9 protein-coding genes are annotated in these 15,938 nt (G+C 41.7%); 2 read left to right on the top strand and 7 right to left on the bottom strand.

Annotated features, from left to right (window positions below; genetic code table 11):
- Nucleotides 1-11: 11 nt before the first annotated feature.
- The 7 genes from QTN47_RS09325 to QTN47_RS09295 all read right to left on the bottom strand — a co-directional run bounded on the left by QTN47_RS09325 (nt 12) and on the right by QTN47_RS09295 (nt 13,766).
- Nucleotides 12-3,077: a SusC/RagA family TonB-linked outer membrane protein gene (locus QTN47_RS09325; RefSeq protein WP_369329086.1), complete on the bottom strand. Its 3,066-nt coding sequence runs from the start codon at nt 3,075-3,077 to the stop codon at nt 12-14.
- 293 nt (nt 3,078-3,370) lie between these two features.
- Nucleotides 3,371-4,750, bottom strand: coding sequence for a SusD/RagB family nutrient-binding outer membrane lipoprotein (locus QTN47_RS09320; protein ID WP_369329085.1), 1,380 nt, complete (start codon nt 4,748-4,750; stop codon nt 3,371-3,373).
- 16 nt (nt 4,751-4,766) lie between these two features.
- Nucleotides 4,767-8,069 carry a SusC/RagA family TonB-linked outer membrane protein gene (locus QTN47_RS09315; protein WP_369329084.1) on the bottom strand — a complete coding sequence of 1,101 codons (3,303 nt, stop codon included), beginning with the start codon at nt 8,067-8,069 and terminating at the stop codon, nt 4,767-4,769.
- Nucleotides 8,070-8,309: 240 nt separating this feature from the next.
- A complete protein-coding gene (locus QTN47_RS09310; RefSeq protein ID WP_369329083.1) occupies nt 8,310-8,963 on the bottom strand; it encodes a DnaJ domain-containing protein in 654 nt (217 codons plus the stop codon).
- Between the two features lie 256 nt (nt 8,964-9,219).
- Entirely contained in the window at nt 9,220-11,346 is a 2,127-nt protein-coding gene (locus QTN47_RS09305) for a tetratricopeptide repeat protein (protein ID WP_369329082.1), read from the bottom strand.
- Between the two features lie 265 nt (nt 11,347-11,611).
- Nucleotides 11,612-12,379: a 3-keto-disaccharide hydrolase gene (locus tag QTN47_RS09300; protein WP_369329081.1), complete on the bottom strand. Its 768-nt coding sequence runs from the start codon at nt 12,377-12,379 to the stop codon at nt 11,612-11,614.
- Between the two features lie 70 nt (nt 12,380-12,449).
- Nucleotides 12,450-13,766: a Gfo/Idh/MocA family protein gene (locus QTN47_RS09295; protein ID WP_369329080.1), complete on the bottom strand. Its 1,317-nt coding sequence runs from the start codon at nt 13,764-13,766 to the stop codon at nt 12,450-12,452.
- A gap of 245 nt (nt 13,767-14,011) precedes the next feature.
- Here QTN47_RS09295 and QTN47_RS09290 point away from each other — a divergent pair, with 245 nt between their 5' ends.
- Both QTN47_RS09290 and QTN47_RS09285 read left to right on the top strand, forming a co-directional pair.
- Nucleotides 14,012-14,740 (top strand): ThuA domain-containing protein, encoded by a 729-nt coding sequence (locus QTN47_RS09290; protein ID WP_369329079.1) that lies wholly within the window; start codon nt 14,012-14,014, stop codon nt 14,738-14,740.
- A 228-nt stretch (nt 14,741-14,968) separates the two neighbouring features.
- On the top strand, nt 14,969-15,526 hold the full coding sequence (locus QTN47_RS09285; RefSeq protein WP_369329078.1) for an NUDIX domain-containing protein: 558 nt from the start codon (nt 14,969-14,971) through the stop codon (nt 15,524-15,526).
- The last annotated feature ends 412 nt before the right edge of the window (nt 15,527-15,938 follow it).

The raw sequence follows: 15,938 nt of genomic DNA, 5'->3' as shown, positions 1-15,938 counted from the left end.
AGTTTCTTCTTTTATAATCCAATTTTCAGATTGAACAAATAAGACTTGGTGCCTGGGTTGTTGTAGTAATCGTACCCATTAAAGTTTTGTGATGCACCAGTTAAACTTGTTTCAGGATCGATGCCCTTGTAATCGGTAATAAGAATTACGTTCCTGAGGCCTGCGCCCAATTCTATGTATTGAATAGCTTTTTTATTGAAAGAAAATCTGTAAGAAAGTGCAACAGATCTTAAACGCACCCATCCGCCATCCTGCATAGCTACTTCACTACCGGTATTGCCCAGGTAGTTTTGATAGTAACTGGTTGCGGAGATAGCTGTTGTATTCTTTTGCCCCTTGTTAGGACCATCAGCATATACGCCGTCTATTACGTAAGTGCGTTCGCGATCTCCGGATTCAGCCGATTTACCCCTGAAATTAAGATTGGACCATGTACCGTTCCATACTGTTCCACCATGCCGTATATCCCAAAGGAAAGAGAAGTTCCAGTTTTTATAAGTAAACGAGTTATTAATGTTCGCGAGCCATTCTGGCAATGGGTTTCCAATATTCTGGTTTGTGGTTTCCTGGGCGGGAAGTCCACTGCCGGACAGTATTAGCATATTGCCATTTGCATCACGCTGAAACTTTGTTCCATAAAGCACGCCAAAAGGTTCGCCTACAATGGCAAAGGATTGTGGCGTAGTAAATGCACTTCCTACAGGAAGTTCAGGAATGCCAGGGGCAAGCTGCAATACCTCATTTACGTTCTTGGACCAGTTAACAACAATGTTCCAGAGAAAGTCTTTTGATTTGATCACATCGCCACTCAGACCTACTTCTATGCCGCGGTTTCTTATTTCCCCTATGTTCACATATTTGTATTGGAAACCTGATGTTGGAGCAATTGGTTGACCAATTAACAGGTCTTTGGATTTTTGTTGATATAGTGTAAGATCAAGTCCTATTCTGTTTTTGAAGAACTTCATCTCCAAACCTGCTTCCAAACCGATATTGCGTTCAGGTTTCAGATCAAATCCGTATAAGGTATTAGAGATTGCATATCCATTTTGTTCCATGTACGGAAAGCTTAATCCGCCAGTATAACCATCGGCAATATTAGGCACGGTATAATACGTGCGGTCTGTATAAACCGTTGGCGAAATACCCACATTTGCATAAGCAACTCTCACTTTGCCATAGTTAACAACTTTGCTGTCTTTGAAGAGGCTGCTGAATACGTAAGACAGGTCTGCTTTAGGATAGAAAAATCCTTTTGCATTTTTACCGAATGTTGTAGACCATTCATTCCTTCCTGTTAGTGTGAGGAAGACTGTACTCTTGTAATCAAAAGTAAGATCGGCAAATAACGCCTTACTGTTCTGGTAGCTTTCAGCATCGCTTGCATATAGTTCAGATAAACCGGAAAGCCCGTAGAAGCCGGGAATAGAAAGCCCTCTGCCTCGTGCAAATAATGATTGATATTGCTTGTAATTGTAGTTGGCTCCGATCATACCGTTCAGTCCAAAGTTTTTATCTGCACCAAAGGATGTTTTGAATTTCAATAACAGGTCAGAATACAGGTTGCGATAACCGACATGGATCTTGTTAACTTGTCCTGTACCATCAGCGTTATCGTTACCAAGAGATGACCATGCATATATTTGTCTACTGTCAGTGTTATAAAAATCCGATCCAACTTTCCATGAAAGTGAAAAGGTCTTACTCAATTTTGCATCAGCATATACATTACCTAAAAAGCGATCTGTTTCATCTGTGTAGGGATTCATTCTTACAGAGAAGAAGGGGTTGTCATATGCCCCGTAGAAAGTTATCTGGGTACCATCTGGGTTAATATAATTTCTTCCATCAAAGTCAACAGGCATTCTTAACAATGCCAGCATAACACCCGCAAGGTTGGAACCATTTTGAACCAGCGTGCTTTGCGTGTTAGAATAGTTGGCTGTTCCACCAACAGTCAGCCAGTTACTCAATTTTGAATCGCCAGTAATCCTTGCTGAATAACGGTTTAATTTGGAGTTCGGAACAATACCTTTCATGTTTGTACTGTTGACAGACATACGGAAAGTTGTTTTATCACTGCCTCCATTAAGAGAGATGTTATTGTTAAAAGTTGTACCCGTTTGAAAGAAATTGTCAATGTTATCATAGATTGGTTTGCCTGCTTTAACCAGATCCTCTCCCCAGCTATTGGGAGTTGTATTGCTATAAGATCCGTTGTTACCTTGCCCGTACCGCATTTGAATTCCAGGCAGCTTGCTCACATTTTGTATTTCAACATTGCCGCTGTATGATACACCAATTCCTCTTCTTGCTGCACCTTTTTTTGTTGTGTAAATGATTGCGCCGTTTCCCGCCGCTTGTCCATATATCGCCGCCGCCGCTGGTCCTTTTAATATGGATACAGACTCAATGTCTTCCGGCGCAATATCTAACGCCCTGTTTGCTACCTGAACACCAGATAGTGCATTATTGTAAGGGTTGTCTGCCGGGTTTACGTTATTAACTGAGTTGTCCATCGGCACACCGTCAATAACAATCAGTGGCTGGTTATCTCCGCTAAAAGTAGCAGGCCCTCTTAATACAATCTTTGAAGAGGCACCCGGTGTGCCGCTTGATGAAGTTACCTGCACGCCCGTTGCTTTTGCAGCTAGACCTTCAATGATGTTGGTTTCGCCTGACTTTACAAGTTCATCGGCTTTTACTGTTGATACCGAATAGCCAATTGCTTTTTGTTCTTTTTTTACACCCAAAGCAGTTACTACAACTTCGTTGATTACGTTGTCTTGCTGGCTCATTGTAACAGTGTAGTCATTGTCACTGCCAACTGTAAGGTCTTGTGATGCAAAATTGAGCGCATCAATGGTGAGTATAGTTCCGGAACTTACTGAAATGGAAAAAGTGCCATCGGAGCCTGTTGTAGTTCCTTTTTCGGTACCCTTAACATGTACAGAAGCGCCTTCTACGGCCTTCCCGTTTTTGTCAAGTACCTTCCCAGTAATAGTTTTAGTATTTTGTGCTAACGCAACCGCAGAAGAAAACATTAGCATCAAAAACATGCATAAAATGTTTCTCATGATTTACATTTAAAATGAAGTGTTTCATTTAACCCATAAGGGCAGGTTAAATCAATATGTGATAACTGTAAGGACGCCAAAGAGTTCAAAAAAGCTGTATTAAATTTAGCTTTTAATTAATTTTTAAGCCGAGGTATTTGGTAGACTAAATTCGTGTCTTTTTATAATATACTGATTATCATATATTAGTTTTAAATTTTATCACGGCTTAATATGGCAAAGGTTTATACATTAAAAAAAGATGCCTTTTAAAGGCATCTTTTTTTAATGTTCTCATAAGCCTGCAACAAGGGTTAATTGTCCCAGAATATTTTAGGTGTGAATAAAGTAACCTTTGGTGTATTTTCTCCATTATAGGATAATTCACTTTGAGGATACAACAGCCTTCTTGGAATAGCATTTCCTGTAATTGGTGTAAGTGGCGGATTGTTTGTCCTGCGCCACAGTGTAAATACTTCCGGGTTTAAGTACAGGGCAATATATTCCTGCAGGGCGAGCTGGCCGATAGCATTCGCGACAGGGCCTGTTAAATTGCCCTGGGCATTTACATAAGTAGTGATGTCTGCATCAGGAACGCCCAGCTTTTGCATATTGGCAGTTATTGCGGTCCGGAATACAGTTTGTGCTGTTGATATGTCTCCGGTTGTTCTCAAAATGGCTTCGGCTTTCATAAACAGCATTTCATCATAAGTAATAAACTCAACCGGTGAATTGATGGATGCATAATAATCTCCCAGTCCGCCAAAATGTTTTCCGGATTGACCTGCGCTTCCGTCATTCAGACTGTCAATATAAATAGAATAACGCGGATCTTTTAATTGCAACATCCACATCGCTATTGTTGTATTAGAATAGGTGATATCACCAGGGCGTTGTTCATTAAACTGATACCAGGGGTTGGAAGAAGTTTCTGCATTACCAAAGGTATATTGTGCGTTTTCTGAATTATCGGCAAACGCTAACGCAATTTCGTCAAGGGCTTTTGTTGCCATTGCCACATTGCCTTTGCTCTGGTGAAAATAAATGCGCGCTTTTATAGCATGGCCAAACTTTATCCATTTAGCTGCGTCTCCGTTATAAATAAAATCTTCAACTCCCGGAACCAGCGCCCCGGGGTCGGGATCATTAAGCTGGGCAATACCAACATCTATCAAACTCACTATTGTGTCGTACAATCCTTTATCGCTGTCATAGATGGGTTTTAGTTGCGAGTTGCCGATCAATGCCTGGGAATAAGGAATGCTTCCCCAAAGGTCAACAGTGATTTGCAAAGTGTAAGCCATCAATATTCTTGATACGCCGCTATATGCATTGTAGTGTCCTACGTCTGCAAGGTTTTTTAATGTATCATCATTTACCATTACAGATGTATAAAGATCAGGCCACACGTTATCAAATGTTCCTGCGTTCAGTGCATATTGATAATAGGCTTGTGACTGGCTGGCATTGCCATATACCTGCTGCATAAGTAAAGATGTATACCTGGAAATATCACCACCCTGGGTATAACCCAGTGCAGCTTCTACAGTTGAAAGAACAAGGGCAGGAGAAACAGATGCCGGTGCATTGGGGTTTTGGTTAACATCTGTAAAAAAAGATTTTTTACAGGAGACGTTGCATAAGGTAATCAGCATTATGCAACAGATAATTATATTTAGTTTAAACAGTTTCATGGCTCTTCTTTTTTAATTATAAACCAATGTTTAATCGAATGCCATAACTCTTTGTGCCCGGATTATTAAAGTAATCAAGGCCTTGTGCATTGGCAGGTCCGGCAAGACTTGTTTCAGGATCTACGCCATCATATTTTGTCATTAACCACAAATTGTTAGCGAAAACGGTTAAAGAAATAGATGTGAATTTGGCGTTGGGACCATATATGGACTGAGGCAATTCATATGTTAAACTGATCTGGCGCAATCTTGAAAATCCAGCGCTTTTAATATCTACTTCCTGTGGGCCTGAACCAAAGCTGCTGCCTATATTTTGCCAGTAATACTGGTCGTATGTGCTTTGAATAGTATTTGTCACGCCTGGTCCGGGTAATTCTGTTACGCCATCTTTATCCAGGTGAACTACGTTGCCATTGGCGTCCAGGTGACCCAGCAATCCTTTAAATACAGTAGTTGTTCCCCTGTTTGCAGTCTGATATGAAGTGCCTTTGTTGGAAAGTGCGCCACGTGTACCGTTCCACATTTGTCCACCATGCCTGATATCAAACTGGAAGGCGAATGTAAAGCCCTTGAAAGTAAGGTTGCTGATAGCCGATCCAATCCATTCGGGATTCGTGTTTCCTATCACGGCATTCGGGCCGCCTGCAAGTGGTTGTGCATATCCGTCACCCTTTACATCATTTATCAGCAACTGGCTGTTCATATTATTGGGATCGGATCGTACAAATGTATTACCATAGATCATTCCGAATGGTTGACCAACAACAGCATCAATTTCTGCTTCACCACCGCCAAAGCCGGCTACAAAGAATCTGTCAACACCCGGAGTAAGTGATTTCACATTGTTAAGGTTGCGTGACCAGTTGATCGTAACATCCCATTTCAAGCCATTCGATAATATTAGCGGAACAGCATTTAATGTAAGCTCCAATCCTTTGTTACTAATGGTTGCTGCATTCAACAACTTAGCCGCATAGCCAGTGGAATATGGAATTGATGTTGGGAATATCACATCTCTTGATTCACTGTAATAAGCTGTGGCATTAAGGTTAATCCTGTTCTTCAGGAAAGAGAGATCAGCACCCAGTTCATATGAATATGTATTTTCCGGTTTAAGATCAGGGTTGCCTATTGTTGCAATTGCTGAGCTTATCTGGTACCCACCAATGCCGTTAACCGGGAAGTTAATGCCTGTTGTAAATCCATCTTTAAATGCACCTATAGTAAAAGGTGTGTTTAAAGAATAAATAGGAGCGTCTTTACCTACCTGTGCAAAGGATGCGCGTAGTTTACCAAATGACAAGACCTTACTTCCTTTAAATGAGTTGAGTTCTGTAAAGATCCAGCCGGCGCTTACTGACGGATAAAAGAAGGTATTATTGTGTGCCGGTAATGTTGAAGATGTTTCGCGACGCGCGGTTAAAGTAAGATAGAGTTCGCGTTTATAATTCAAATCGAATTGCCCATAAAAGGCCATTGTTCTTTTTCTGAGTAATGTTTCTGTAGATAAAAAGGATGATGCGTTCGTAATATCAAAGAATCCTGGCTGAAGTAAAGATGTTCCTTGTGCCAACCTGTTGCTTTGGTTCAACGTAAAATAGTTGTGTCCCAACGTTAAAGCAGCATCCCAGTCATTTCCGAAAGTTTTATGCATGTTGATAATGAAGTCGGAGTTAAATTGCTTGTTGGTGTAATTGTTTAAATACACTGCACCTGCGGGGAAAGCACTGGTGTTTATATCGTAAGAGTTCTTATCATTTTGTCCATAAATATCGCCTCCCAATCGGTAGGTAAGATTTAACCAGTCAAGCACCTGGTAGCTTGCCTGTCCAAAGCCAAATACGCGGTCAAGGTCAGATGTAAAAGGACTTTTATTAACTGTCCAGTATGGATTGTCATAGCCTCCTCCTCCGCGATAGTTTCTCTGTGTTCCATCAGGCAATATGTATGCATCAGGATGATTTTCGGCATCGGAATATCCGTTCGAGTTGTCAAATGTTACAGGTGTACGCACTAGCCCAAGCATTACTCCGGAAAGGTTTGATCCCTGTTGAACCTTGTAGTTGGAGGAGTTAGTATATGTAATTCCGGCAGAAGCAGTAAGTTTTTCAGTGATCTTACTTTGGCCGTTCAGGCTCACAGTTGTTTTTACGTACTTGCTTTTGGGAATAATACCATGCTGGTATAAGTTCCCTAATGAAAAACGATAGGATGATTTATCGTTGCCACCTGAAAGTGCAATGTTGTTATTGACAGAAGTTCCCGTTCTGAAAAAAGAGTATCTGTCATAAGGTGTTACTGGAATTTTTGCGGAAGGGTCAGATCTGCCAACAATGTGTCCGTGTTTATCAAAAGGATAATCAGTTGCCCCATCCCAGGATAATGTATCGATGGCTGCACCCCAGGAAATGGAACCTCCGTTTTCAGGAGGCGAATAATGGCCTCCGCTGCCTTGTGAGTATTGACTCTGCAAACCAGGTAATTTGCTGACCTTATCAAATGTAACAGATGAATTGAACACGATACTAGTACCTTTCCTTCCCGCATTTCCTTTTTTGGTTGTGATTACAATAGCGCCACTCGCTGCCTGAATACCATACAATGCAGTGGCTGCCGGACCTTTTAAAACGTTGATGGACTCAATATCATTGGGATTAATATCCACTCCGCGGTTGGTTGGTTGAGCGCCGCCAGTCAGGTTTCCATTGGCGCCTCCCGCACCTGCACCAGCATTTGTCGGGTCGAAGTTATTGATTGAGTTGTCGATAGGAACCCCATCTATAATCATCAGCGGCTGGTTATTACCTGTAATAGAGGTAACACCACGGAGCCGGATATATGTACCTCCACCTGGTTCGCCGGTACTGTTAATCACTGTTAACCCGGCGGCCTTACCATTCAGTTCGCTTAGCGGGTTGTTCGTTCCTGATTTGTTCAACTGATCGCTGCTTACAGCTTGTGTAGCATAACTGAGCGATCTTTTTTCCCTCCTGATACCCAATGCTGTTACTACTACTTCTTTTACTTCGTTGGCCTGTGGTTTTAACGTAACAGGATAATCTGAAGCGTCTGTTACCTGTACCTCTGCCGTGGCGAAATTTACCGCGGAGATAACAAGCGTTCTGCCTTTAGCGACAGAAATTGTAAAACTGCCGTCAGCTGCGGCAGCCGTTCCATTTGTGGTGCCTTTGATTGTTATTGACGCTCCATCTACAGGCTGGCCATTTTCATCAACAATCTTTCCTGTTATAGTTTTGGTTTGTGCCAGGCTGCATAGGAAACTGCAAAGAAGCAATAAAAGGCAATAAGCGTTTCTCATAACGCATAATTAAAGTGGTGATAAATACATAATTGCGGAGTCAGGGCACGCAGCAGGGTTAGGCTATAAATAGCAGTATTCCGTATAAGACAGTTAATACAATGCAAAAGCTGTAAACAATAAGAAAGCTAAATTTTTTTTAACCGTTATTTAAACCCTGTTTAATCTGAAATCCTTGTGAAGCGTGAGTTTGAGGCTGTTCAGTGTTCTGGAATTGATGTTGTGCGTTTCTGCAATGGTTTACAACTTAACTGCATAGATGAGCCAGCATAATATTAATGCTATTAAAATCACGGCGACTATTTTGTACTTCTGCCAGAAATATTTCCATTTTCTCGCTTTCATTTCGGCCTGAATTTTTTCTACAAGTGGGTCATGGCCTTGTGCCACATCATTAAGTAATGTGGTTGTATCCTTAAAAAGCGATTCAGGTAAAGGCCTGGTAGCTGCAAGCAGCTGATCGATAATTTTTTCATTAACATCCATTTTGTTATCATGTTTTAAGACGAGCAGATTGTATTCTGATAACAAAATTTTTAGCTGATTAAAAAGCCCGTCTGCATTTATCCTGAATGGGTCGGTAGCCTGAACTTTTTTGCGTAATTCTGTCGCTTCTTTTAAAATCCATTCGGGGGAAATGCGATGAATGTCGCTGGTGTTTTTTGGCGGAGCCGCTTTGAAAAAGCGCTCATAGTTATATGCTTCCCTTTTTCGTTGATTGCTGAGTATTTCGTAGGCTTCTTTTATCTCTTTAAAATGTAGTGACGCAAGATGATCGTTGTTGGTTTTGTCAGGATGAAATTTAAGGGCAAGTTTTCTGTAGGACCTTTTTATTTCTTCATGTGATGCCCTGGGATGAACATGCAATATGTCGTAATAGTCTTTGGATGTCATAGTTAGAGGAACAATATTACGAATTTGGAGAGGAACTTGATTGTCTGGACCGGGATTTATGGGATTGGAGGATTAACGGGATTAATTGAACTGAATAATTGCTTTAGGATGGTTAAGAGATAAGTATCAGCATTTGCACATTCTCCCATTCGCATATTTGCACATTTTCATATTTGCATATTCGCACATTTTCCTTCGCCTTCATTTTCAATTGTCCCCGCCTGAATGACATTAGTCGGGCAGGAATTTTCCCTTGTCAATTAACTACGTGTTTTAGCGCATTGAGTAAATCCGCGTCCTGCGGAGAAAGTTTAAGTCCTTGCCGAAGTATTACAACGGCTTGTTTTTTATTGCCGGTTTTATTAAGCATAAGGCCATAGTTGTAGTAGAGTCTTGGATTACTTTTATCTAATTCAATCGCTTTTGCAAAATTGTTGACGGCCGAGTTGTAATCATTCATTTCTGCTTGCAACAAAGCAAGGCTGTAATACAAATGGCTGCTACGCGGCTCGACCTTGATGGCCATGTTGAGCAGGTTTAAAGCCTCGTCATTTTTCCCTGTTGAATTATAGAGGCTGGCGAGATTAAGTTGCGCAATGGTGAGAAGGCTGTCTTTTGCTAATGCGCGCTTGTAATATTTTTCTGCGGAGATATCGTCTTTATTTCTTCTAAATTCATCTGCCACCATTACATTTCCAATTGGAAAATCAAGCTGGTAATTCATGAATGCGAGTCTTTCGCTTTTTGCATAGTCAAGTGCATTCTTGAACTGAGTGGGGATTTGATTCTCTGGGATCTCTGCAAAAAGCGATGCAGCTGCAATTCTTACTGCTCGCACTTTATCACTCAATAACGGTGCTGCCTTTATGCTCCATTGGTCTGACGGAAAGGATGCAAGGCTTCTCAATGCCCGATATCTAACCTGTGCATCTTTGTGTTCCAGGCATGTTAAGAGATCCTGCAGGGCGGTTGCTGTTCCTTGCCGCTGCAAGTAATAGGCTGCTGTGGCCTTAATGATATTTGGAACGGCAGTATCCTGTAGTAATTTATGCAGATGTGGACCGGCTTCTGCATTGTTCATGCTCCCTGGAATGAGATCTTCACTGAAATGATATTTTCTGGAGTTCCCGGATTTTTGAGCGATGATATTTGCAGCCCATATTACGGTTTTGTCAGTGTGGCAATTGTTACATGCGTTGGGTGTACCATATTTCACTGAAAGATCTGGTCTCGGCACACGAAAACTATGATCGTGCCTGAAATCATTTCCCATATATAGTTTACCAGGCATGTGGCAATTAACGCATGAGGCACCGGTTGTTCCCGTTGCATGAAAAGTATGCGTGAACTCATCATACTTTTTTTCATGGCATTGCAAACAGACAAGATTGCCTGTAAGCACTGTTTTAACAGAATGCGGATTGTGGCAATTCATGCAGGTTACATTGTGCCTGTACATTTTGCTTTGGAGAAAAGATGTGTAGTTATAATCTTCGTCATTCATCTGTCCGTCTGCATAAAAATTTTCAGTGGAGGGTATTTCTGGAATATAATTGTCCATTATTTCTTCAGACGGAATTTCTTTGTCAGAAATTTCTCCGCGCCTTGCATGGCAGGGAGCACACGTATTAATGCGATCGGTGTTGTTGTCAATCTTTTTTAAAAAGGAGCCGGCAACTTTATTGCCTTTTTTGTATTCATCGCCGTTTATATAAGCAACATGTTTCTCTGCAGGTCCATGGCAGCTTTCACAATTCAGGTTTACGATATTGTACGTTGTATGAAAGGAATCAGCTTCGGGGAAATAGTTCTTCTGCAAATTGGTGCTATGGCATCGTGCGCACATGGTATTCCAGTTTTGGCCGCCTTTTAACCAGTGTAGCCAGTCTTTCGTCTCAATCTTCTGACCGGCATATTGATGAAACCATCTCTTTTTGTTAACATCCCAGCTTGCACGTGTTGCCTGCATTTTACCTTTTTCAGTCTTGACAAGATATTGCTGCAATGGTTTGTAGCCAAAGATGTAACTCACTTCAAAATCACGATAATTTCCATTGAGGTCTTTTGTGTTAATAAAGAACTTGCCATCCTTCTTAAAGAACCGGTTCGTAACGCCATCAGCAGTGTATACAGCATTATTAAAATCGCCGGATACAGTGGAATCAGTAGCTGGCAGCATGGACATGAAATGATCTGATTGTTTCCAGTCGTTATATTCTTTCGAATGACACGAAATGCAACTCTGTTCACCGATATAATTGTTAGAGGATGTATCCGCTTTACTGTCGCGTGTTTGCGACGGAGTGCAATACTGAAAGAGCAGGCTTGCTGCGGTCAACAAGATTGCAAAGAATGAAATATAAAATAGTTTCTTATGGCGCATAGGAATTGAAAAGGTTATAATGATCACAAGATCAAATATGGACGATAGACAAATGTAATCATATCCGCCTAATCTCGGCTGAATTCGTGCAACACATCCCTGAAATATGCAAACAAAAAACCGCAGTGTTTGCTGCGGCTTTTTTGAATTTGTTCAATGTATGTAGTCTGAGACTAAAACTCAGAACTGCTAAAAAAAAGTTCGATCGGCAGTGTATTCTCGCTGTCAACTCATGGCTGAAAGCTGATAGCTGACTGCTGATAGCTTATAGCGGTCTAACCCATATATTTCTAAAGCTGATGGGTTCGCTCTTGTCGCCATGCGCCTGTAATTTAATAGGGCAGGGGCCATGTTTATGATAAGAAGGCTTGCCAATATAAAGCGTTTCACCTTTTAACTCGTAGTTATTTTGTAACAGGACACCGTTATGGAAAACGGTAACATGCGCAGGTGTTTTTACTGTGCCATCTTCGTTAAAACGTGGTGCGTTCCAAACAACATCATAAGTTTGCCATTCGCCTGGTTTCTTACATGCATTAGCCAACGGAATTGCTTGCTTGTAAATAGAACCTGTCTGACCGTTTACATATGTTTTGTTGTTGTAGCAATCCAATACCTGCAATTCGTAGCCGGCATCGCCGCCTCCTGTTGACGCAAGGAAGATGCCGCTGTTGCCGCGGGCCTGTCCTTCACCTGTAATATTGGACGGAATCTTCCATTCAATATGTAACTGGTAATCGGTAAATGATTGTTTTGTTTGAATGTTGCCTGAATTTTTATTAACCGTCAAAGCGCCATCTGCAACGGTCCATTGGGCAGGGCTGCCATCTTTTACTGTTACCCAGTTATCCAGGTTTTTGCCGTCAAACAGAACTACTGCATCCGATGGAGCATCAGAGAAAATAGCTCCGGTGGTAACCACCTTCGGAACCGGCTCCCATACTTCTGTATCTTTCGGATCACCTTTTTGTTGTGCAAAACTCATAGCTGAAACAAATGTTGTCGCTGCTAATAATGAAAATTTTCTGATCATATTGGTTGTTGTTATTTGTGACTATCATTAAGCTGCAGGGCTAAAATTAATCGTTTATAATTTTCTAAACTCAAGGTATTTTATAGCCGTTGTGATAGTCGGCTGCGAGAAACTTGTTAGATTGTTTGTCTGTAAATTTATTTTTGTCTTTATCCCAGAATATTTTCTTTCCAGTCTTGAACGCAATGTTTCCCATTTGGCAAACAGTGGCAACGTGCGCCCCAGCCTGTATTGGTGTTCTTAGGTCTTCCAACTTCCGGCTTTTTACCACATCAATAAAGTTTTGCGCGTGTAATTCAAGCCCCTCGTCTGTTTTTAGCTGACGTGCAACGGCTTCCATTTTGGGTGTGCCGTTAATTATTTCCGGTATCACTTCCCATCCTCCGCGATCTACCACGAGCGTTCCATTGTTGCCGATAAATGCAACGCCGTGATCACGTGTATACGGACCATCATTTATGCCGGTGGCATGCTCCCATAACATGTTAAATCCATCAAACTCATATACAGCAGTTAATGTGTCCGGTGTTTCTTCTGCATCGTCAGGATAGGCAAATTTGCCACCTCCCGCCATAATGCTTTTGGGGAGATCGGCATTCATTCCCAATAAAGCGTAATCTATCATGTGCACACCCCAATCCGTCATTAATCCGCCTGCATAATCCCAAAACCAACGGAAGTTGAAGTGGAAGCGATTCTCGTTAAAAGGTCTTGTCTGCGCTGGTCCCAACCACATTTGATAATCAACACCGGCCGGAGCCGCAGTGTCTGGTTTAACCGGAACAGATTTCATCCAGCCCTGGTAGGCCCAGGCTTTTACAAGGCGTACCTGGCCCAGTTTGCCCGATCTTACAAAATTAACAGCGTCCTGGTAATGTTTGTTGCTTCGTTGCCACTGGCCAACCTGCACAACGCGATTATATTTTTGCTGAGCATCCACCATGGCGCGGCACTCAATAATTGAATTGCCTGCCGGTTTTTCAACATATACATCTTTACCCGCCTGGCAGGCATCATGCATTATTAAGCAGTGCCAATGATCAGGCGTGCCGATAATCACCACATCAACGTCTTTGTTATCCAGCACTTTTCTGTAATCATTATAGGTCGTTGGTGCTTTGATGTTTAGTTTGGTAAGTTCCGCTACGCGTTTGTCCAGCACATTTTGATCTACATCGCACAACGCTACCACCTGAGTTTCAGGAACTTTAAGGATAGCTGTAAGATCGGCCCAGCCCATTCCGTTTATGCCGATTGCCGCTACATTTATTTTACCGTTGGCTGAAATGCTCTTTTTCATGGCAAGCAAGTCGGCTGGTAAAACCGATGCCAGCCCAGCGCCCATTAGCAGCGTGGATGATGATTGCAGAAAATCTCTTCTTTTCATAAATGGCAATGTTTTAAAGGATTTTTGAAACTTAGCCCGGAACTGTGCTTGGGGGGCTAACCGGAAAAACATTGTAAATTAAGCATAAAACATATGTGTCATTCACACAATTATTAAATTTTCTTTTCGCCCGTTTCAGTTTCCGGTTTCATTGCCATATTTACCGACAATTTGCTATTCCATTTTTGTTTTGAAATTACATTCTGTAAGTTTATGCTTTCTTACTTGTTTAATAACAACCAAATATGAACAAAAAACTATTGCTTTCCTTTAGCTTGCTGCTTTTCTTTAGTGTTGCTGCCCTTGCAAAAAAACAATACAAAGTGCTGGTGTTTTCAAAAACTGCCGGCTTTCACCATTCTTCCATTCCTGCCGGCATCGCTGCCATTCAGCAATTGGGCAAGGACAATGGTTTCTCAGTTGATACAACCACCGACAGTACAAAATTTAATAAGGCCAATCTTAAACAATATAACGCGGTAATATTTTTAAGCACAACGATGAACGTATTGGGTGATGCTGAACAAGATGCCTTTCAAAAATACATTCAGTCTGGCGGCGGATACGTTGGTGTACATGCAGCAACTGATACCGAGTACGACTGGCCCTGGTACAACAAATTGGTTGGAGCGCAATTTAAAAGTCATCCCAAACAGCAGGAAGCTGTATTGCATGTAGTTGACTCAACTTTCATCGCGACCAAACATTTGCCGCGTGAATGGAAACGTTTTGATGAATGGTACAATTTCAAAAATCTGCAGCTTGATAATAATGTTCATGTACTCATAACCATTGATGAAAGCAGCTACAAAGGCGGTGAAAATGGCAACTACCATCCCATGAGCTGGTATCATGAGTTTGATGGCGGTCGTGCTTTTTATACTGAGCTTGGTCATACAGATGATTCTTACAAAGATCCTTTGTACCTGCAGCATTTGCTGGGTGGGATTAAGTATGCGATGGGGCGGAAATAGCTGTGAGCTATCAGCTATGAGGTGTGGGGTATGAGGTTTCAGGTATCAGGTATCAGGCATGAGTTAGTTTCAGGTGTTGGATACCTGTTCTCCGTTTGGTGATTCGTGCTGCTTTTGTTATGTTCTACGCGCAAAAACATTTTAATTAATTGTAAAATAATTCAGGACAGGCGTCGGTCGCTGATAGCTGATAGCTGATACCTGACGCCTGATACCTGACACCTGTTAATGAACGAACAAACAAATCCCTGGACAATTCTCGGTTCCCGGGAAAAGTACGATAACAAGTGGATCAATGTCACGGAGTATGACGTGATCAACCCGTCTGGCGGGAAAGGAATTTATGGCAAAGTGCATTTTAAGAATGTAGCGATAGGGGTAATGGTATTGGATGAAGATATGAATACCTACCTCGTTGGCCAGTTCCGTTTTACATTGGATCAATATTCCTGGGAGATTCCTGAAGGTGGTGGTCCTTTTGATGAACAGCCGCTCGAAGCTGCCAAACGGGAACTGTTGGAGGAAACCGGGTTGAAAGCGGCAAAATGGACGAAGCTGATTGAGATGCATTTGTCTAACTCAATCAGCGATGAGTTGTCCATCGTCTATCTTGCGCAGGAGTTAAGCATGCACAATCCTGATCCGGAAGAAACAGAGCAGTTGATGGTGAAAAAAATTCCTTTTGATGAGGCTTATGAAATGGTAACTACCGGTAAGATCACCGATTCTGTTTCGGTAACTGCTATTTTGAAAGTGAAGATTATGTTGTTGGAAGGAGGTTTATAAACCACGGAGGCACGACAGCAGGGAGGTACACGGAGTTTTTGCCACGAAGGCGCAAAGACTGAAAGAGGCACAAAAAAGCTGAAAAACAATTAAGGTTATTAAGGAGCGCAGTTCGTTAAAAAAAAGCATAAGTAGACGAAATTAGTGATTGCTATTTTGAAAGTGAAGATTATGTTGTTGGAAGGAGGTTTATAAACCACGGAGGCACGACGGCAGGGAGGTACACGGAGTTTTTGCCACGAACGCGCAAAGACTGAAAGAGGCACAAAAAAGCTGAAAAACAATTAAGGTTATTAAGGAGCGCTAGTTCGTTAAAAAAAGCATAAGTAGACGAAATTAGTGATTGCTATTTTGAAAGTGAAGATTATGTTGTTGGAAGGAGGTTTATAAACCACGGAGGCACGACGGCAGG

The organism is Danxiaibacter flavus (assembly GCF_041060425.1).
Lineage (GTDB): Bacteria > Bacteroidota > Bacteroidia > Chitinophagales > Chitinophagaceae > Danxiaibacter > Danxiaibacter flavus.
Note: the sequence above shows the minus strand (reverse complement) of the source record. Positions and strands in the feature narration are given on the sequence as shown.